The sequence below is a fragment of the Antarctobacter aquimaris genome (assembly GCF_900184945.1).
In the GTDB taxonomy this organism is placed as follows: Bacteria; Pseudomonadota; Alphaproteobacteria; order Rhodobacterales; family Rhodobacteraceae; genus Maliponia; species Maliponia aquimaris.
The window spans coordinates 69,027-89,518 of sequence record NZ_FXYF01000001.1 but is presented as its reverse complement, the minus strand read 5'-3'; the positions used below and the strand labels follow the sequence as shown (position 1 = coordinate 89,518).

The following is a 20,492-nucleotide window of genomic DNA, read 5'->3' as shown; positions in this document are numbered from 1 at the left end:
TGTGGTCATGAGGGCTTGATCAACCGAATCCGGGTATGAGACTGTCACGTCAAGAGCAGTCCAGACAGATCCGACAGGACAGACCCATGCCGCGCGATGCCGGGGGCGCCGAGGCGCTTTTGCAGGAAATCTTTGGTTTCGAGACCTTTCGCCCCGGCCAGGGCGAGATCGTCGAGGCCGTGGCGGCGGGTGAGAACGTGCTGGCCATCATGCCCACTGGCGGTGGCAAATCCCTGTGTTTCCAGCTGCCTGCGCTGATCCGGGAGGGGGTGACGGTGGTGATTTCGCCGCTGATCGCCCTTATGCGCGACCAAGTGCGCGGCTTGCGCGAGGCCGGGGTGGCGGCCGGCGCGCTGACCTCGGGCAATACGCCCGAAGAGACCGACGCCGTCTGGGACATGCTGCATTCCGGCGCGCTGAAGCTGCTCTACCTCGCGCCCGAGCGGCTGGCCAACGCCGGCACGCAGCGGATGCTGGCGCAGGCCGGTGTCTCGCTGATCGCGGTGGACGAGGCGCATTGCGTCAGCCAGTGGGGGCATGATTTCCGCCCCGACTACCTGCGCATCGGCGAGCTGCGGCGCGCGCTGGGCGTGCCGCTGGCGGCCTTTACCGCGACGGCGGACGAGGAAACCCGCGAGGAGATGGTGACGCGGCTGTTCGACGGCGTGGTGCCGACGACCTTCCTGCGCGGGTTTGACCGGCCGAACATCCACCTGGCCTTTCAGCCCAAGGACGGGCCGCGCGCGCAGATCCTCAGCTTTGCCGCGGCGCGGCGCGGGCAGTCCGGCATCGTCTATTGCGGCACCCGGGCCAAGACCGAGGGCATCGCGCGGGCGCTGCGCGAGGAGGGGCATTCCGCCTGCCACTACCACGGCGGGATGGAGGCGGACGACCGCCGTCATGTCGAGGAACGCTTTGCCACCGAGGACGGGCTGATCGTGGTGGCGACGGTGGCCTTTGGCATGGGGGTGGACAAGCCCGACATCCGCTGGGTCGCCCATGCCGACCTGCCCAAGTCGATCGAGTCCTATTACCAGGAGATCGGCCGCGCCGGGCGCGACGGTGCGCCCGCCGAGACGCTGACCCTGTACGGCGCCGAGGACATCCGCCTGCGCCGGTCGCAGATCGACGAGGGGCTGGCGCCGCCGGAACGCCGCGCCGCCGATCACGGGCGGCTGAACGCGCTGCTGGGGCTGGCCGAGGCGCAGGGCTGCCGGCGCAAGGCGCTGCTGGCCTATTTTGGCGAAGCGGCGGGCAATTGCGGCAACTGCGATCTCTGCGACGCGCCGCCAGAGCTGTTCGACGGGACCGAGGCGGTGCGCAAGGCGCTGTCGGCGGCGCTGCGCACCGACGAAAGCTTTGGCATGGGGCACCTGATCGACATCCTGCTGGGCAACGAGACCGACAAGGTGCTGAGCCGTGGCCATGACAAGCTGCCCACCTTCGGCGTCGGCAAGGACCTGAAGAAGGGCCAGTGGCAGGCGGTGTTCCGGCAGATGATGGGCCATGACCTGATGCGCCCGGATTCCGAGCGGCACGGCGCGCTGGTCATGACCGACCGCGCCCTGCCGATCCTGCGCGGCGAGCAGGAGATCGCGCTGCGCCGCGACGCGATGACCAACGCGACCGAGCGGCGCCCGGCGGTCAAGGCGCTGGTCAGCGAGGAACATGCGCCGATGTTCTCGGCCCTCAAGGCGCTGCGCACTTCGCTGGCCAAGGAGGCCCGGCTGCCGCCCTACATGATCTTCAACGACAAGACGTTGATCGAGATGGCGGAACGGCGACCTGCCACGCTGGACGACATGGCGCGGATCAACGGCGTCGGCGCGAAAAAGCTGGAAGGGTATGGCCGCGCCTTTCTCGAAGTGTTGAACGGCAGCGCCGAGGAGATGCACCCGCGCCGCCGCAAGCTGGCGGCCAGTGGCACCGGCGCGGTCTACGATGCCCTGCTGGAAGCGCAGGCGGCGCTGGTGCGCGGCGCGGACGGCACGGAAAAACCGCTGTCCTGCACGGCGGCCATGCTGGCGAAACTGGCCGAACGCCCGCCCGTGGACCGCGAAGACCTGGACCGGGTCCTGGGCGACCGGCGCGCCGAACGCTTTGGCGCGGCCTTCCACGAGGTGCTGCGCGAGGCGGCACAGGGCTGAGGCGGGTGGACCTTGGCCCTGTCCGGCCCTAGATCGGGTGGCAAGAGGACAAGCGGAGGCAACCCATGCTGGTGGTGATTTCCCCGGCCAAGCGGCTGGATTGGCAGGAGCGGCAGGTCGAGATGACCGCGCCGGAGTTCGAGGCGGACGCGCAGCGGCTGGCCAGGACCGCGCGCAACCTGACCCTGACGGACCTCAAGGGGCTGATGGACCTCTCGGATGACCTTGCCCGCCTGAACCGCGACAGGTTCCGCGCCTTTTCGGACACGCCCGGCCCTGAGGACCTGCGCCCCGCCGCGCTGGCCTTTGCCGGCGACACCTACATGGGGCTGGAGGCCGGGTCGCTGGACGCGGACGAGATGGCCTGGGCGCAGGATCACCTGCGGATCCTGTCGGGCCTCTATGGCCTGTTGCGACCGCTGGACGCGATCCAGGCCTACCGGCTGGAGATGGGATCGCGGCTGAAGACGCGGCGGGGGGCGAGCCTCTATGACTACTGGCGCGACCAGATCGCCAAGGCGCTGAACGCGCAGGGGCAGGCGCTGGGCAGCGGCGTGCTGGTGAACTGCGCCAGCCAGGAATATTTCGGCGCGGTGCCGGACAAGGCGCTGAAGCTGCGGGTGATCACGCCGCAGTTCATGGAGGACAAGCCGGCCGGTCCGAAGATCGTCAGCTTTTTCGCCAAGCGGGCGCGGGGCGCCATGGCGCGCTACATCGTCCAGCGTCGTCTGACCGACCCGGCGGGCCTGCTGGAGTTCGACCTGGGCGGCTACCGCTTTGAGCCTGACCTGTCCGAGCCCGACCGTCCCGCCTTTCTGCGTCCGGCCGAGGCACAGGCGCTGTCGGCCTGATCCACCAAGCGCCCCGTCATTCGGCGGCCTGCCCGGCCGTCCGGCGGTTGTAGAGGTCGATCTTTTCGGCCAGCGATGCCTTGCGCAGCGGTTTTGTCAGGTAGTCCGTCAGCCCGGCCTCCAGGATGCTTTCGCGGTCGCCGGACATGGCGTGCGCGGTGACGGCGATAATCGGCACCGGCGGGCCGCCCGCCTCCAGCGCGCGGATCTCGCGCGTGGCCTGTTTGCCGTCCATCTGCGGCATCGAGATGTCCATGAAGATCATCTCGGGGCGTTTCTTCTGGAACTCGGCCACCGCCTCCAGCCCGTTGTTGGCAAACCGCAGCGTGACGTTGAAATCCTTGGCCATCTTGCGGAACACTAGCTGGTTGGTCTTGTTGTCCTCGGCCACCAGCACGTCCAGCGGGGCATTCGGGTCGATCGGCACGGGCGGCTCTGCCTCCGCCGGGGCGGGGGCATCGACGGGGTCGGCCGGGGCGGGAATGGCGGGCGTCGCGCCGTAGTAGGCCGCGCCGACCTTTTCCAGCGCGGCGAACAGCGCCCGCCGCGGCACCGGTTTTTGCAACACCGCGGCGATGGCGACATCCGGGCGCGGGCGCACCTGCGCGGGGTTGTCGGCCAACAGGATCACCGGAATGCTCTGCGTGCCGCTGCCGACCTGCGCGGCAAGGTCCTGGCCGGTCATGTCGGGCAGATCGCATTCGATGATCAGCAGGTCCGGGCGATCGCAGATGCGGTCGATCGCCTCCGACCCGGTCTTGCAGAAACCGGCCTTCAGCCCGAGGATCTCCAGCTGCTTGGACAGGATCGCGCGGTTGGCGCTGTGGTCGTCCACCACCAGCACGTTCTTGAGGTGCGGCGGCAGCTGCGCGGTCTCGAACACCGCCGGTTCCTCGGCCGGAAGCAGGATGCGCATGCCGAAACAGCTGCCCTTGCCCAGCTCCGAATCGACCCAGACCTCGCCGCCCATCAGCTCGACCAGCTTGCGGGTGATGGCAAGGCCAAGCCCGGTGCCCTCGAACTTGCGGTTGCGTTCGTCCTCGACCTGGTTGAATTCGCCGAAGATGTCCTGGACCTTGTCCTCGGGGATGCCGATGCCGGTGTCCTCGACGGTGATGTGGATGGCCGAGGAATTCTCGCCCTCGGGGATCCCCACCACGCGCACCAGCACATGCCCCTGCACGGTGAATTTCACCGCGTTGCCCAGGAGATTGGTCAAGATCTGCCGGACCCGGCCGGCGTCGCCGATGAACCGCGTCGGCAGGAACATGTCGTAGTCGATCAGCAGCGAGATGTCCTTGTCCCGCGCGGTCGGCTGCAACAGCATGACCACCTCGTGGATCGCGCGTTCGAGGTCGAAAGGCTCGGGGTGCAGCTTGAGCTTGTCGGCCTCGATCTTGGAGTAGTCGAGGATGTCGTTGATGATGACCAGCAGCGCCTCGCCGGAACTGCGGATGGTGTCCGCATACAGCTGCTGTTCCTCGGACAGCTGGGTGTCCATCAGCAGGTCGGCCATGCCGACGACGCCGTTCATCGGCGTGCGGATCTCGTGGCTCATGTTGGCCAGGAAGGACGACTTGGCCCGGTTCGCCGCCTCGGCGCGGATCATCGCCTCTTTCAGGCGCTTCTGGTCCTCCTTGATCTGGGTGATGTCGACACGCAGGCCGACCCGCCCGCCGTCGCGGGTGGCCCTCTCGTAGACCCGCAGCCAGCGACCGTCCTCCAGCTGCTGCTCCAGCTCGGTCTCGGTCCGGCGGTGCGCCTCCAGCCGTTCCTCGAGCCACTCCTCCTCTCGGCCCACGGCTTCGGCGTACTGCCCGTGCGCCAGCCCGTAGCGCAGGATCTGCTCGAAGGTATTGCCCTGTTCCAGGGCTGGCGCGCTGGCCTTGTAGACGTCGCGGTACTGCTGGTTGCACATCAGCAGGCGGTCGTCGGCATCGTACATGACAAAGCCGTCGGGCATTTCCTCGACCGCGGCCCACATGCGCATCAGGTCGGTGATGTCGACACCCAGGCTGACGATGCCGCCGTCGGGCAGGCGGCGGTCGCGCAGCTTGACAAAGCGGTTGTTCCACAGGCGCAGGGTCTCGTGCGGGATCGGGTCCAGCTCCCAGCGGTTCAGCATGCGCGAAATCCAGGCGTTGGGCGCCTCGCCCTGGAGATCGACGATCCCCTCCTGGACCAGGATTTCGAGCACGTGGCGGTACGACGCGCCGGGCGCGATGGTCTCGACCCCCTCGAAGACATGCAGGTAGGCCGGGTTCGCCAGTTCGAGATTGTACTGCTCATCCCACATGGCAAAGCCGTCGCGGATGGTTTCCAGCGCGCTCCACAGCTGTTCGGTCACCACCTCGATCTTTTGCGTGGCTTCGCCCAGCTGGTGCATGACGCGCTGGTTCTCGTCGCGGACGACCTTGACCTCGGTGCGGGTCTCCTGGATCTCGTTGCGCAGCTGCATCGCATGACGGCCCAGCTTGCGGTTCGCCTCGAAGAGCTCGGCCTGTTTCTGCTCCAGCAAACGTTCCGCGGCGAGGCGCGCGCGCCGCTCCTCTGCCAGGCGTTCGGCCAGGTTCATTCAAAGCCCTCCGTCAGACTCGTCCGACTCTTGCAGCGTCAAGGTGAACATCCTGTAAATCCCTCCCATGCGACGCTGGGGCGGGGTCGGGTATCCCGGACCTGCCGAATCGTTGTTTTGCGACATGTCGCATGACAAGATGGGAGGCATTGATCCGAAGGGAGCTTTTGATGCGTCGTTTTGCTCTGGGCCTTGCACTGGCCATTGTCGGTCTGTCTTCCGTTCATGCCGAGGAAGCGGTGCCCGACAGGCGTTTCGTGGTGACCCGTGACATCGATTACACCGGGAATGACCTGCAAAGCCTTTTTGACAGCTCCTACGATGCCTGTCAGCAGACCTGCCTGAACCGGCCCGACTGCATCGCCTTCACCTTCAACAGCCGGACCAATGCCTGTTTCCCGAAGTCAGCCGTGACGGACCGCGCTGCCTACGAAGGCGCGATCTCGGGGCGGGCGGTGGACGTGCCACAGACGCTGCGCGACCTGGCGCAGACCCGGCGGGCCGAGCTGGATTTCCTGTCCGACGACGACATCGCACTGGCCCGCAAGGAAGCGATGGACATCGCCATCCGCCACGCCGGCGGCCGCTACACGGTGGCCGCGCTGCTGGATGCCGCGACGCAGGCGCGCGAATCGGGCAACCTGCGCGATGCCATCCACTGGACCGGCTCCGCGCTGGCGCAGAACGACGACCCGGCGCTGTGGGTGCAGTATGGCCAGTGGAACGCCCTGTACGCCAAGCGCGAGCAGGGCGCGGACAAGGCCCGCTCGGAAACCCGGGCGATGCTGGCGGCGATCAACGGCTACCTGCGCGCCGAGGATGACGCGTTGCGCATCACCGCGCTGTACGATCTGGCCCTTGCGCTGGAGATCGAGAACCGCGGCCGCGACATGATCCCGGCCCTGCGCCTGGCCGAGACGCTGGGCGGCCGTGCCGACGTGACCGAACTGCTGGACGACGCGGTGGGCAAATACGGCTTTCGCGTCGAGGAACACGTGGTCGAGGCCGACACCGCCGCGCCGCGCATCTGTGCCACCTTCAACGAACCGCTGGTGCGGGCGGGGCAGGACTACGCGCCCTACGTCAAGCTGCCCGATGCCCGCCTGGCCGTGGTGCAGGAAAGCCAGCGGCTTTGCGTGACCGGGGTCGAACACGGGTCGCGCTATACCATCACCTTCCGCTCGGGCCTGCCCGCGCAGTCGGGCGAGGAAATGGTGCGCGACATTCCGATCACCGCCTATGTCAGCGACCGCACCCCCAGGGTCAGCTTTCCGGGCCGCGCCTACGTGCTGCCGCGCACCGCCGATGCGGGCCTGCCGATCGAGACGGTCAACCTCGAAGAGGTCGACCTGGTGCTGCGCCGCGTCACCGACCGCAATCTGGTGGCGGCGATCCGCGACGATTATTTCGGCCGCCCGCTGGGCCGCTACGACGAGGATTACTTTGCCGAGACGCTGGCCGAAGAGGTCTGGCGCGGCACCGGCGTCGTCGAGAACCGCCTGAACGCCGACATGCTGACCCGCCTGCCGCTGGGCGAGGCGCTGGGCGACCTGCCCGCCGGGATCTATGCGCTGACCGCCGCCGTGCCGGACCCGAAGAACGGCGACGACGACCGCGCGACGCAGTGGTTCATCCTGTCCGACATCGGCCTGACCACGCTCCAGGGCACCGACGGGCTGACCGTCTTTGCCCGCAACCTGGGCGATGCCACGCCGATGGCGGGGCTGGAGGTGTCGCTGCTGGCCTCGGCCAACCGCATCCTCGAGACGGTGACCACCGATGCCGAGGGCGTGGCGCGCTTTGCGCCGGGCCTGCTGCGCGGCACCGCGGGCACCGCCCCCGCGCTGGTCATGGCCAAGCGCGGCGAGGAGGACCTTGCCTTTCTGTCGCTCAAGGACCCGGCCTTTGACCTGTCCGACCGGGGCGTCGCCGGCCGCGCGCCCGCCGGTCCGCTGGATGCCTTCATCGCCACCGACCGCGGCGCCTATCGCGCCGGCGAAGAGATCAACGTCACCGCCCTGCTGCGCGACGCCCGCGCCGATGCCGTGACGGACGTGCCGCTGACCGTGGTGCTGACCCGGCCCGATGGCGTGGAATACTCGCGCCACATCTCGGACGGCGGCACCTCGGGCGGGCATGTGTTCACCCTGCCGCTGGCGCCCTCGGTGCCGCGCGGCACCTGGCGCGTGGCCGTCTACGCCGACCCCAAGGGCGCGGCGCTGAGCTCGGAAACCGTGCTGGTCGAGGACTTCGTGCCCGAGAGGATCGACTTTGCGCTCGACCTGCCGGATGGTCCGATCAACCCGCTGTCGCCGCCGCTGCTGAACGTCGATGCGCGCTACCTGTTCGGTGCGCCGGGCGCGGACCTGCGGATCGAGGGCGAGCTGCGGCTGGCCACCCGGACTGTGATCGACACCTTCCCCGGCTACCGCTTTGGCCGCCATGACGACGACAGCGACGTGCGGATCGAAAGCTTTCCGCCCGACCTGACCACCGATGTCACCGGCAACGCGCAGCTGGCCCTGCCGATGCCCGACATCGACCCGAACGGCCGCCCGATGGAGGCCGCCATTACCCTGCGCCTGTCCGAAGCCTCGGGCCGCCCGGTGGAACGCCAGATCGTCCGGCCGGTCGCCTCGCCGACGCCAATGATCGGCATCAAGCCCGCGGCCGAGGATTTCGCCGAAGGGGCCGAGGCGCGGTTCAGCGTGATCGCCGTGGGGCCGGACCTCAAGGCGCAGGAGATGGAGATCGCCTGGCAGGTCAACCGCGTGAACACCCGCTACCAGTGGTATCAGAGCTACGGCAGTTGGTACTGGGAGCCGGTGACCAGCCGCGAAACCGTGGCGCGTGGCGACGGCACGCTGGGGGTCGACCCCTTCGTGATCGCCGCCGACGTGGACTGGGGCAGCTACGAGGTGGTGGTCGAACGCAAGGACGGCGCCTACCTGTCGTCCTCGATGGCCTTCTCGGCCGGTTGGTACGCCCCGGCGGATGCCGCCGATGCGCCCGACATGCTGGAAATGTCGCTGGACAAGCCCGCCTATGCCGAGGGCGAGACGGCAACCCTGCGCATGGTGCCGCGCTACGCCGGCAAGGCGCTGGTGACGGTGCTGGCCGACCGCGTGATCTCGATGCAGGCCGTCGACGTGACCGAGGGCGAGACCACGCTGGCCCTGCCGGTGACGGCGGACTGGGGCGCGGGGGTCTACGTGACCGCGCAGGTGATCCGCCCGATGGACGTGAATGCCGGGCAGAACCCGGCCCGTGCGCTGGGCCTGACCCATGCCGCCGTCGATCCGGGCGACGCAAAGCTGAACGTCGCCTTCGACGCGCCCGAGGAAATCGCACCGCGCAGCCCGCTGACCGCCAAGGTGATGATCGACAACGTCGCCCCGGGCGAAACCGCCTATGTCACGGTCGCCGCCGTGGACCTGGGCATCCTGAACCTGACCGGCTTCGACACGCCGGACCCGGCGGGCTACTACTTTGGCCAGCGCCGGCTGGGTGTCGAGATGCGCGACATCTATGGCCGCCTGATCGACGGCATGAACGGCGCGATGGGGTCCATCCGGTCGGGCGGTGACGGCGACGCCGGCATGCGCCTGCAATCGCCCCCGCCGACCGAGGCCATGGTCGCCTTCTTCTCGGGCCTCGTGCCCGTGGGCGAGGACGGCAGCGCCGAGGTGTCGTTCGACATCCCCGACTTCAACGGCACCGTGCGGCTGATGGCCGTGGCCTGGTCGCCCAAGGGCGTCGGCTCGGCCGAGGCGGATGTGCTGGTGCGCGACCCGGTGGTGATCTCGGCCTCCTTGCCGCGTTTCCTGGCCCCCGGGGACCAGAGCCGCCTGCTGCTGGAATTCACCCACGTCAAGGGCGACGCCGGCGCGATGCCGCTGGAGGTGACCACCGATGGCGTGACCCTCGACACCGCGATCCTGCCCGCCGCCGTGACCCTGGCCAAGGGCGAGAAACAGGCGCTGGAGCTGCCGCTGACCGCCGACACGGTCGGCGACCACAAGATCGAGATTGCGCTGACCGCGCCCGACGGCCAGCGCCTGACCAAGACGCTGACCCTGGGCGTGCGGGCCAACGATCCCGACATCGGCACCACCCGCCGTCTGGAACTGGCCGCCGGGCAGACCTTTACCCTCGACACCGAGGTGTTTGCCGGGCTGCGGGCCGAAAGTGCCTCGGCGCTGGTCTCGGCCGGGCCGCTGGCGCGCTTTGACGTGCCGGGGATGATGGCCTCGCTTGACGCCTATCCTTACGGTTGCACCGAACAGGTGACCTCCAAGGCGCTGCCGCTTCTGTACCTGTCGGCCATCGCCGAACCGCTGGGCCTGGGCGGCAAGGACCGCATCGACCTGCGGATCGAACAGTCGATCACCCAGGTGCTGACACGGCAGGCCTCCAACGGTGCCTTCGGGCTGTGGGGGGCGTGGTCGGGCGACTTCTGGCTGGACGCCTATGTCACCGACTTCCTGGGCCGCGCCCGGGCGGCGGGCCACGAAGTGCCGGAGATTGCCTGGCGTAACGCGCTGGACAACCTGCGCAACCGGATCGCGTATGCGCCCGATTTCGACAAGGGCGGTGAGGACATCGCCTATGCGCTGATGGTGCTGGCCCGCGAGGGCGCGGCAGCCATGGGCGACCTGCGCTACTACGCCGACGAACGGGCCGAAGCCTTTGCCACCCCGCTGGCGCAGGCGCAACTGGGCGCGGCGCTGGCCAGCTACGGCGACCAGCCGCGCGCCGACGCGATGTTCGGCCGCGCCGCCGCCCGCCTTGCGGCGATCCCGGCGTCGCAGGTCGACGGCTACCGCGAGGACTACGGCAGCACCCTGCGCGACGCCGCCGGGATGCTGGCGCTGGCGGTCGAGGCACGCTCGGACCGGCTGGACCGCAACGACATCGTGCGCCGCATCTCGGCCGTCTCGCGCCCGCTGTCGACGCAGGAAAAGGCCTGGGCCCTGCTGGCGGCGCACGCCATGGTGCAGGATCCCACCGTCTCGGGCCTGGCGCTGAACGGCGAGGCGCTCAGCGGGCCCTTCGTGCGCCGGATGGGGGCCGCCGACCTGACCGACCCGGTCACGCTGACCAACACCTCGGACAAGCCGACCGACATCACGCTGACCACCCTGGGCAAGCCGTCGGGCGCGACCGAGGCGACCGGCTACGGCTACGCCCTGACGCGCGACTACTACACGCTGACGGGCGACCCGGTGACCGAGATCCGCGCCGGTGACCGGCTGGTCACGGTGCTGACGGTCCTGCCCTCGGACAAGGAAAACGCGCGGCTGATCGTCGACGATGCGCTGCCGGCGGGCTTTGAGATCGACAACCCGAACCTGCTGCGCGCGGGCGATGTCCGGGCGCTGGACTGGCTGACCCTGGCCGATGCCACCCATACCGAGTTCCGCTCGGACCGCTTCCTTGCGGCGCTCGACCGGGGGGACCAGGGCAGCCTGCAACTGGCCTACATCGTGCGCGCCGTCTCGCCGGGGACATTCCACCACCCGGCGGCGCTGGTCGAGGACATGTATCGTCCCGAATACCGGGCGAACACCGCGTCGGGCAGCGTGACGATCCTGCCATGACGGGAGAGACAGTCGCGACGATTCACTGGCGTGCGCTGGACCGGGACGGCGAGGACAAGTGCCGTCTCGCCCGGATCGGCGCAGGCTGGATGCTGGTCGGGCACGCCCGGTTCCGCGATGCGCAGGGCTGGGCCGCGCTGGACTACGTCATTCGCACCGGCGCTGACTGGCGCACCTCCAGCGCCGACATCACCGGCGAACACGCCGGCGCGCCGGTGGCGTTGCGCCTTGCACGCGGCGCCGAGGGCTGGACGCTGAATGGCGCCGCCCGTCCGGACCTGGACGGCGCCGAGGACATCGACCTGGGCTTTACCCCGGCCACCAACCTGCTGCCGATCAATCGCCTGCCCGAGGTCGGCCGGATGGAGACGACATCGGCCTGGCTGCGCTTTCCCGGCCCCGACGTGACGCCGCTGCGGCAGACCTACACGCGCGAACGGGGCGGGCTGGTGCGCTACACCGCCGTCGAAACCGGCTACGAAACGCACCTGGCCGTGGACACCAACGGCTTTGTCACGCTGTACCCCGGCCTTTGGGAAGCGGCGCCGTGAAACGCCTGCTCGGCCTGGTGGTGGTGCTCTGGGCCGCCGCCTTTTCGCGTGACCGCTTTGACGCCTTCATCGACGCGACCGAAATCCCGGTGCTGGTCCACACCACCTCCTCCGAGGTGCGCGACCGCAACGGCGACCTGCTGCGCGCCTACACCATCGACGATGGCATCTGGCGCATGGCGGTCTCGCCCGACCAGGTGGACCCGCTGTTCTTTCGCATGCTGATCGCCTACGAGGACAAGCGGTTCTACAGCCACCACGGCGTCGACCTGCGCGCCACCCTGCGCGCCGTGGCCCAGGCCCTGCGGCATGGCGAGGTCGTGTCGGGCGCCTCGACGCTGACGATGCAGGTCGCGCGGCTGCTGGAGGACGGCACCACCGGCCAGTGGCAGGGCAAGCTGCGCCAGATGCGGCTGGCCCTGGCACTGGAACGCCGCCTGACCAAGGACGAGATCCTGGCGCTGTACCTGCGGCTCGCGCCCTATGGCGGCAACGTCGAAGGCGTGCGCGCCGCGACGCTGATCTGGCTGGGCAAGGAACCGGCCCGCCTGACCCCGGCCGAGGCGGCGCTGCTGGTGGCCCTGCCGCAGGCCCCCACCAGCCGCCGCCCCGACCGCTATCCCGAGGCCGCCCGCATCGCCCGCAACCGCGTGCTGGAGCGGATGGCCAACGCCGGCGTGATCCCGATGGACTCCGCCCGCACCGATCAACTGGACCCCGCCCCGCTGGGCCGCCAGCTGATGCCGCAACTGGCCCCGCACATGGCCGACCGCGCCCTGGCCGAAGGGCCGGGCCGGCACGACCTGACCCTGGAAAAGACCCTTCAGGCCAGCCTCGAGGACCTCGCCCGCCGCTACATGGCCGGCCGAAACGAGAGGCTGTCGCTGGCCATCGTGCTGGCCGACCACCAGACGGGCGAGATCCTCGCCTCCGTCGGCTCACCCGACTACACCGACACCATGGCGCAAGGTTTCGTCGACATGACCCGCGCGCAACGCTCGCCCGGCTCGACGCTGAAACCGCTGGTCTACGGCCTCGCCTTCGACCGGGGACTCGCGCATCCCGAAACGCTGATCCTCGACACGCCGGTGCAGTTCGGCAGCTACGCGCCGCAGAACTTCGACGGCGAATTCCGCGGCGAGATCTCGGTGCGCCGGGCGCTGCAACTGTCGCTGAACATCCCCGTGGTGCGCCTGACCGAGGCGCTGGGCCCCGCGCACCTGATGGCCGCGCTGCAAAGCGCCGGGGTGAAACCGGGCATCCAGGGCGGCGCGCCCGGCCTCGCGCTGGCGCTGGGCGGGGTCGGCCTGACGCTCGAGGAGATGGTGCAGGTCTACGCCGCCATCGCCCGCGGCGGCGAGGCGATCCCGCTGAAATGGCGCGCCGACCGCGACATATCGGACGCCGCGCTGCCGCCGCGCCGTATCCTCGGCCGGGCCAGCGCCTGGCAGGTCGGCGACATCCTGTCCGGCCTGACGCCGCCCGCCTCCGCCGGCCCGCCGGGGCGCATCGCCTACAAGACCGGCACTTCCTACGGCCACCGCGACGCCTGGGCGCTGGGCTGGACGGGCCGCCACGTGGCCGGTGTCTGGATCGGCCGCCCGGACGGCACGCCTGTCCCCGGCGCCTTTGGCGGCGACCTCGCCGCGCCGCTCCTGTTCGAGACGCTGGGCCGGGCCGAACCCCGGTTGGAGCCGCTGCCGCCACCGCCACCCGAAACCCTGCTGGTCCCGCGCGCGCAACTGCCCGAGCAACTGCAACGCTTCGGCCCGCGCGCAAGCGCGCCGGACCTGCACCTGACCTTCCCGCCCGAAGGCGCGCGGCTGGCCGTCAGTGATGCGGGCATCCCGGTCAAGCTGCGCGGCGGCGTGCCGTCCTATACGGTGATGGCGGACGGCACCGTGCTCGCCACCGGCCTGCGCCGCCCCGAATTCCTGGCCCCGGTCACCGGGCCGGGCTTTACCACGCTGTCGGTGATCGACGCGCTGGGCGCCTCTGGCCGCGTCTCGATCGAACTGCAATAGCCTGCCCGCGCGCGGCCCAGGCTTCTTCTCTGTTCAAATACTCCCGGGGGAGTCGCCCCGCAGGGGCGGCGGGGGCAGCGCCCCCTGCCACGCCCGGATCAGGTCAGACCGGCACCGCGTCGCGGAACGTCCAGCGCGCCCGCCGGGGCACCCGGACCGCCAGCATCGGCTTGATCAGCGGCGAGCGAAAGCGTCGCAGGTCCAGCGCCTCGTGCACGCCGACCGTTTCCTCACCCTCCAGACAGGTCTGCACGGCGGACCGGGTGTAGAACGGCGCATCCAGCATCCCCAGCACCTGCCGGGGCCGGTAGCCTTCATCCGCCCGCGTTTCGCGCCGCACCGCCCAGAGACTGCGCGCCAGCCGGGCACGCGGCGGCAGGTCCATGACCTCGGCCGCGCCGGAGCGGTCGAACCGTAACGCCTGCGCCAGCACGCTGCCGTCCATCCGCACCGCGTCATAGAAACAGGCCGCGCCACCGGACAGGGGATAGCGGCCCCAGGTCCAGTAGGAAAAATCCTCCTCAAGCGCCCGCACCCCGAAATTTGCGTCGAAATACCCGTGCCCGGACCATTGCCAGCCAGTGCCCTCCAGGTCGACGTCGATGTCCGCCACCGGGGCAAAGGGTCGCCAGACATGCGCGCCGTCGCCGGTCAAGGGCAGCTCCACCCCGGTCAAGGCCACTGGCTTGACCACGATCCGCCCCACCAGCCGCCCGATCTGCGGCGGTGCGGCGCGTTCGTTCACCTCGATCTCCAGCCGCGTGCCACACCAGCGCAACGACGACGGCCCGACAGTGAACCCGTTCTGCGTCTGCCGCAGCGCCCTGCGCCCCCGGTCCGTCATGCAGAACCTGCCCCCCGGCCCGTAAGTCACCACGTTGATGCAGACGTGGTTGTCCGGGTCACGGCGCCCGGACCAGCGATACCAGGGCGAAAACACCGAGCCGATGAAGGCGATGACCGACACCGCCCGCCTGCCGCAGTCCGAGATCCCGTCGACATACCACCAGGCATAGCCGTTCGGCGGCACCCTCAGGTCAAAGCGAGGTCCAGCGAGATCGCCTCGGCCGCGTGCCGCGCGGAGAGCGTGGCCATCGGCACCCCCGCCCCCGGATGCGCCCCACCCCCTACAAGGTAGAGACCGCGCACCTCCGTCCGCGCCCTGGGCCGCCGCAACCCCGCCGTCAGCCCATGCGGGCTCTGCCCGTAGAGGGATCCGGCCGTCGCCGGGAACAGGTGGTCGAAGCCCTCCGGTGTCGTCAGGCTCTCCGGCCCCGGCTCGGGATCGAAGCGCAGGCCGAAACGGGCCAGTGTCCGAAAGGTCCGTCGGTGACATGTGATCGCCTCCTCGTGGGGGTCGATGGCCCGGGCCGTGGTCAGCGGGGCCGCGTTCAGGATGATTTCGAACCGCTCGACGCCGCCGGGCAGGGCCTCGGCCCCGCGATCCTCGGCGCAGACATAGAGCGTGGGCTCCGCCGGCATCCTCCCCCGGGCAAGGTCGCGGAATTCCGACCGGGGATCTGCGGCGAAAAAGACGTTGTGATGCTTCAGCGGCGCGCCCGAGGTGCGGGCGGCAAAGCTCCAGACATGGGCCGACAGGCTGCGTGCGTCCTTGGCCGTGCGACGCGCCACCCGCGTCACGCCGGGGCCAAGGCACCCCGTCGCCAGCGCCCGCGGGTCGCCGTTGAAGACCACGGTGGGCGCCGACATCCGTGTGCCGTCCGCCAGCGTCACCCCACGGACAGCGCCATCCGTGACGGTGATCCCGGCGACATGGCAGCCGGTCCGCAGCACGCCCCCCAGCCGGGTGAACAGCCGCGCCATCGCCTCGGCCAGCCTGTGCATCCCGCCGGCGACGTACCAGACGCCGCGCGCCTCGGCCTGCCAGATCAGCGACAGCAGCGCCGGGGCCTCGTAGGGCGAACCGCCGACATAGGTGGCGTAGCGCCCGAACAGCTGCGCAAGCCGGGGATCGGAAAAGCGCCGCGCCAGCTGTTGCGCCAGGGTCGCGCGCGGCGCCATGGCGCGCAGCAGCGAGGGTTGCCGCAGCACCTCGGCCGCAAGGGTCAGCTGCGACGGCTCTGCGGCGCGGATCATCGGGCCGTCGAAGGTGTCGAACAGCCGTTCCGTCTCGGTCCAGAAGCGTTCGAACTCGGCACGCGCGCCTTTGCCGCACAGGTCCTGCACCGCCAGCGCGCTGCGCCGCGGATCGGCATACAGGTCCAGCGTGCTGCCATCGGTCCAGAAGTGCCGCGCAAGCACCTCTTGCCGGATCAGCGTGACATGGTCGGACAGCCGCGTGCCGCAGGCTGCGAACAGGTCCTCGAACACCGGCCGCAGGGTCAGCACTGTCGGCCCTGCGTCCACCGGCCCGGCGGCGGAGGGCAGGGTGCGCATCTTGCCGCCCGGCGTCGCGTGACGCTCCAGCACCGTGACCTGCATTCCCGCCGCCTGAAGCCGCAGCGCACAGGCAAGCCCGCCCACACCGGCGCCGATCACCAGCACCTGCCGTCTGTCGAATGTCGCTGGGGCCACGGGCTTCATATCCGAATTCTTGACTCGTTCCGGAAATGTGTCCAGTCTAATTTACACAACGGCGTCATGTTGAGATGACAAAACGGCGCAAACCGGCGAGGACCTGGGCGATGAGCTTGACGAAACGGATCGACATGGCGGTGATGCGGGCCATAACGCTGGGCCAGGGGACGGGCGCCGCGCCGCGGCAGCTGTCCGAGGCGCTGGAATATGCCTGCACGCCGGGGGGCGCGCGAATCCGGCCGACGATCCTGATGTCGGTGGCCATGGCCTGCGGCGACGACCGCCCGCAGGTGGCCGATGCCGCTGCCGCCTCGCTGGAATTGATTCATTGCGCCAGCCTCGTGCACGACGATCTGCCCTGTTTCGACGACGCCGAGATTCGCCGGGGCAAGCCTTCGGTCCACCGCGCCTACGGAGAGTCGCTGGCGGTGCTGACCGGCGACAGCCTGATCGTGCTGGCCTTCGAGGTGCTGGGCCGGGCGGCGGCGGTCGATCCGATGCGCGCCGCGCAGCTGGTCGTGACGCTGGCGCAGCGCACCGGGATGCCGGGCGGGATCTGCGCCGGGCAGGGTTGGGAGAGCGAGGCCAAGATCGACCTCACCGCCTATCACCGCTCCAAGACCGGCGCGCTGTTCATCGCCGCGACACAGATGGGGGCGATTGCCGCCGGGCAGGACGCCGAGCCCTGGTTCGACCTGGGCGACCGCATCGGTGAGGCCTTCCAGGTGGCGGACGACCTGCGCGACGCGCTGTGTTCCGAGGCCGAACTGGGCAAGCCGGTGGGCCAGGACGACCGCCATGGCCGCCCCAGCGCGGTGGCGCAGCTGGGCGTCGGCGGCGCGACGGAGCGGCTGAAGAACATCCTGGCCGGGGCGATCTCGTCGATCCCGTCCTGTCCGGGCGAGGCGTCGCTGGCGCAGATGGTCACCCTGACCGCGAAAAAGATCATGCCGCAGCCCACCGCCGCGCAGCGGGCCTGACCCGTGGCCGACACCACGCCAGAGCTGGGGCGCAAACGCTGGGCGGGCTGGCTGAACCGGCTGATCGCTTCGCCCGGCTTTCAGCGCCGCGCCAGCCGCTGGCCGATCGCGCGGGGCGTGGCCCGGCGCGATGGCGCGATGATTTTCGATCTGGTTCAGGGGTTTGTCCGGTCTCAGGCGCTGCTGGCGCTGGTTCATCTGAACCTGCCGCGCCGCCTGCTGAACGGCCCCGAAGAGGTCTCTGCCCTCGCGCGCTACTGCGGTCTCCCAGAAGAGCGGATGCGCCTGCTGTTGCAGGCAGGCGCCGCCATGGGCCTCATGCGCCGCAAGCGCGGCGACCGTTTTGCGCTGACCCGCCAGGGGGCCGCGCTGACCGGGGTGCCGGGGCTGGAGGCGATGATCCGCCATCACGGCGCGTTCTACCGCGACATGGGCGACCCCGTCGCCCTGCTGCGTGGCGAGACGCAGACCGAACTGGCGGCGTTCTGGCCCTATGTCTTTGGCGCGGCGGGGGCGGTGGACCCGGAGGTCACCGCCACCTATTCCGACCTGATGGCCCAGTCGCAGCGCCTGGTGGCGCAGGACACGCTGGCGCAGGTGCCGCTGAAGGACACCTGCTGCCTGATGGACGTGGGCGGCGGCACCGGGGTCTTTTTGGTCGAGGCGGCGCGCGCCGCCCCGCAGGCGCGGCTGGTGCTGTTCGACCTGCCCGCTGTCGTCACCGGGGCGCAGGCGCGCCTTGCCGAGGCGGGGCTGACAGCGCGCGTGACGATCCAGCCGGGATCGTTCCGCGATGACCCTCTGCCGCGCGGGGCTGACACCATCTCATTGGTGCGGGTGCTCTACGATCATGCCGACGAGACCGTGGTCAAGCTGCTGCGCGCGGTGCACGACGCGCTGCCCCCGGGCGGCCGCCTGATCGTGTCCGAGCCGATGTCCGGCGGCGCCCGCCCCGATCCACAGACCGATGTCTATTTCGCCTTCTACACGCTGGCCATGCGCACCGGGCGCACCCGGTCGCAGGCCGAGATCGCGGCGCTGTGCAGGGCGGCGGGGTTCCAGGAGATCCGGCAGCCCCGCGCGCGCCGCCCCTACGTGACCGCCGTGGTGGTGGCTGTCAGGTCTTCCTGACAGTATCGGGTAACGATATGTCAGTATTGATTGACAACTAGAAGTGTAAGGCTAGACTTACAGAGGCAGACGACGCGGCGTCACCCAGCTTGGGGACGATTCGAGTTGCAGGACCGGGAGGTGACGACATGGACACGACAGCCGTCCTCTTGAACGGCCCCAGGGACCTCGGTCTTGACCGCCTGTTCCTGACCGATCCCGGTCCGAATGACCTCGTGGTCGAGATCAGCCATTCCGGCATCTCCACCGGCACGGAAAAGCTGTTCTGGTCCGGCCAGATGCCGCCTTTTCCGGGCATGGGCTACCCGCTGGTGCCGGGCTACGAATCCTTTGGCGAGGTGGTCGAGGCCGGTGCCGAGAGCGGCTTTGCCGTCGGTGAGACGGTCTTTGTCCCCGGTGCCAACTGTTATGACGGCGCGCATGGCCTGTTCGGTGGTGCTGCCCGCGGCATGGTCACCGATGCCGGCCGGGTCGTCCGGGTCGACGGCGGCATGGGCGCCGAAGGCGCGCTGCTGGCGCTGGCCGCCACCGCCCGTCACGCCATGGCCGGGATCGACCGTGCGGTGCCGGACCTGATCGTCGGCCACGGTGTCCTGGGCCGCCTGCTGGCACGGCTGACCCTGGCCAGCGGCGCACCCGCGCCCACCGTCTGGGAGATTGACGCCAGCCGCATGTCCGGCGCGACGGGCTACGAGGTGATCCGCCCCGACACCGACACGCGCCGCGATTACCGCGCCATCTACGACGCCTCCGGCAACGGCGGCCTGCTGAACGACCTCGTGACCCGCATCGCCAGGGGCGGCGAGATCGTGCTGGCCGGGTTCTACACCCAGCCGCTCAGCTTTGCCTTTCCGCCGGCCTTCATGAAGGAGGCCCGCTTTCGCATCGCCGCCGAATGGAACCGCAGCGACCTGGCCGCCACCCGCGCGCTGATCGACGCAGGCGCGCTGTCGCTGAAGGGGCTCATCACCCACACCGCCGGGGCCAGTGACGCGCCGTCCGCCTATGCGACGGCCTTCGAGGACCCGACCTGCCTGAAAATGATCCTGGACTGGAGGAACGTCGCATGAAGGACGAAGTGACCGGCAAGGAGGCGCCCAGCCTCAAGGCCTTCGACCAGCGGTTGCGCGACGAGGCCCACGCGGATCTCGCCGACATCCAGCACGCAGAGCCGACGAAAAAGACGCAGATCATCGCGATCTACGGCAAGGGTGGCATCGGCAAGTCCTTCACCCTGGCCAACCTCAGCTGCATGATGGCCGAGCAGGGCAAGCGCGTGCTGCTGATCGGCTGCGATCCGAAATCCGACACCACCTCGCTGCTGTTCGGCGGCAAGGCCTGCCCGACGATCATCGAGACCTCGACCCGCAAGAAGCTGGCGGGTGAGGAGGTGCAGATCGGCGATGTCTGCTTCAAGCGCAATGGCGTCTTTGCGATGGAACTGGGCGGTCCGGAGGTCGGTCGCGGCTGCGGCGGGCGCGGCATCATCCATGGCTTTGAACTGCTGGAAAAGCTGGGCTTTCACGATTGGGATTTCGACTACGTGCTGCTCGATTTCCTGGGTGACGTGGTTTGCGGCGGCTTTGGCCTGCCGATCGCGCGGGACATGGCGCAGAAGGTGATTCTGGTCGGCTCGAACGACCTGCAATCGCTGTATGTCGCCAACAACGTCTGCTCGGCGGTGGAGTACTTCCGCAAGCTGGGCGGTAACGTCGGCATCGCCGGGCTGGTCATCAACAAGGACGACGGTTCCGGCGAGGCGCAGGCCTTTGCCGCGGCGGCTGGCATCCCGGTGCTGGCCTCCATCCCCGCCGATGACGAGTTGCGCAAGAAATCGGCGAACTACCAGATTGTCGGCACCGCGCAGAGCAAGTGGGGCGCGCTGTTCGCCGAACTGGGCATGAACGCCGCCGCAGCACCACCGGTGCGGCCGCGCCCGCTGGATCAGGACGGGTTGCTGGGGTTGTTCGACGGCTCCGACACCGGCGCGGGTGTGGTGCTGGAACCGGCGACCGACACCGACATGCGCGGCAAGTACGCCAAGTCGAAGGAAAGCCTGGAGGTTGTCTATGACGACGCCTGACACCCCCCGGCG

At 69.5% G+C, this 20,492-nt stretch carries 12 protein-coding genes; 9 read left to right on the top strand and 3 right to left on the bottom strand.

Annotation, left to right across the window (positions count from 1 at the left end; genetic code table 11):
• The first annotated feature begins 86 nt into the window (after positions 1-86).
• Positions 87-2,147, top strand: coding sequence for a DNA helicase RecQ (gene recQ / locus MAA8898_RS00365; protein ID WP_094018988.1), 2,061 nt, complete (start codon positions 87-89; stop codon positions 2,145-2,147).
• Positions 2,148-2,212: 65 nt separating this feature from the next.
• Complete coding sequence (yaaA, locus tag MAA8898_RS00360) at positions 2,213-2,998, top strand: peroxide stress protein YaaA (RefSeq protein ID WP_094018987.1); 786 nt, start codon at positions 2,213-2,215, stop codon at positions 2,996-2,998.
• Between the two features lie 16 nt (positions 2,999-3,014).
• On the opposite strand, the gene MAA8898_RS00355 is transcribed toward yaaA, so the two are convergent.
• Positions 3,015-5,573 carry a response regulator gene (locus tag MAA8898_RS00355; protein ID WP_094018986.1) on the bottom strand — a complete coding sequence of 853 codons (2,559 nt, stop codon included), beginning with the start codon at positions 5,571-5,573 and terminating at the stop codon, positions 3,015-3,017.
• Between the two features lie 170 nt (positions 5,574-5,743).
• Between MAA8898_RS00355 and MAA8898_RS00350 the strand changes: the two genes are divergently transcribed.
• Genes MAA8898_RS00350 through pbpC form a run of 3 tightly spaced genes read left to right on the top strand, consistent with a single transcriptional unit; the run spans position 5,744 to position 13,748 of the window.
• Positions 5,744-11,173, top strand: a complete 5,430-nt coding sequence (locus tag MAA8898_RS00350) for an alpha-2-macroglobulin family protein (RefSeq protein WP_094018985.1) — start codon at positions 5,744-5,746, stop codon at positions 11,171-11,173.
• Positions 11,170-11,724 (top strand): putative glycolipid-binding domain-containing protein, encoded by a 555-nt coding sequence (locus MAA8898_RS00345; RefSeq protein WP_094018984.1) that lies wholly within the window; start codon positions 11,170-11,172, stop codon positions 11,722-11,724. The genes MAA8898_RS00350 and MAA8898_RS00345 overlap by 4 nt, the downstream gene beginning before the upstream one ends.
• The gene (gene pbpC / locus MAA8898_RS00340; RefSeq protein WP_094019435.1) at positions 11,721-13,748 is read left to right on the top strand and encodes a penicillin-binding protein 1C; all 2,028 of its coding nucleotides are present in this window, start codon (positions 11,721-11,723) and stop codon (positions 13,746-13,748) included. Before MAA8898_RS00345 ends, pbpC begins: the two co-directional genes overlap by 4 nt.
• A 103-nt stretch (positions 13,749-13,851) precedes the next feature.
• On the opposite strand, the gene crtC is transcribed toward pbpC, so the two are convergent.
• On the bottom strand, positions 13,852-14,778 hold the full coding sequence (crtC, locus tag MAA8898_RS00335) for a carotenoid 1,2-hydratase (RefSeq protein ID WP_503100493.1): 927 nt from the start codon (positions 14,776-14,778) through the stop codon (positions 13,852-13,854).
• 2 nt (positions 14,779-14,780) lie between these two features.
• On the bottom strand, positions 14,781-16,292 hold the full coding sequence (gene crtD, locus MAA8898_RS00330; RefSeq protein WP_094018983.1) for a 1-hydroxycarotenoid 3,4-desaturase CrtD: 1,512 nt from the start codon (positions 16,290-16,292) through the stop codon (positions 14,781-14,783).
• Between the two features lie 101 nt (positions 16,293-16,393).
• Between crtD and MAA8898_RS00325 the strand changes: the two genes are divergently transcribed.
• The 4 genes from MAA8898_RS00325 (at position 16,394) to MAA8898_RS00310 (ending at position 20,480) form a co-directional block, all read left to right on the top strand.
• The gene (locus MAA8898_RS00325; RefSeq protein ID WP_094018982.1) at positions 16,394-17,266 is read left to right on the top strand and encodes a polyprenyl synthetase family protein; all 873 of its coding nucleotides are present in this window, start codon (positions 16,394-16,396) and stop codon (positions 17,264-17,266) included.
• 3 nt (positions 17,267-17,269) lie between these two features.
• The gene (locus tag MAA8898_RS00320) at positions 17,270-18,397 is read left to right on the top strand and encodes a methyltransferase (RefSeq protein WP_094018981.1); all 1,128 of its coding nucleotides are present in this window, start codon (positions 17,270-17,272) and stop codon (positions 18,395-18,397) included.
• Between the two features lie 128 nt (positions 18,398-18,525).
• Entirely contained in the window at positions 18,526-19,467 is a 942-nt protein-coding gene (bchC, locus tag MAA8898_RS00315; RefSeq protein ID WP_094018980.1) for a chlorophyll synthesis pathway protein BchC, read from the top strand.
• Positions 19,464-20,480 (top strand): chlorophyllide a reductase iron protein subunit X, encoded by a 1,017-nt coding sequence (locus MAA8898_RS00310; RefSeq protein WP_094018979.1) that lies wholly within the window; start codon positions 19,464-19,466, stop codon positions 20,478-20,480. The genes bchC and MAA8898_RS00310 overlap by 4 nt, the downstream gene beginning before the upstream one ends.
• Positions 20,481-20,492 lie beyond the last annotated feature (12 nt).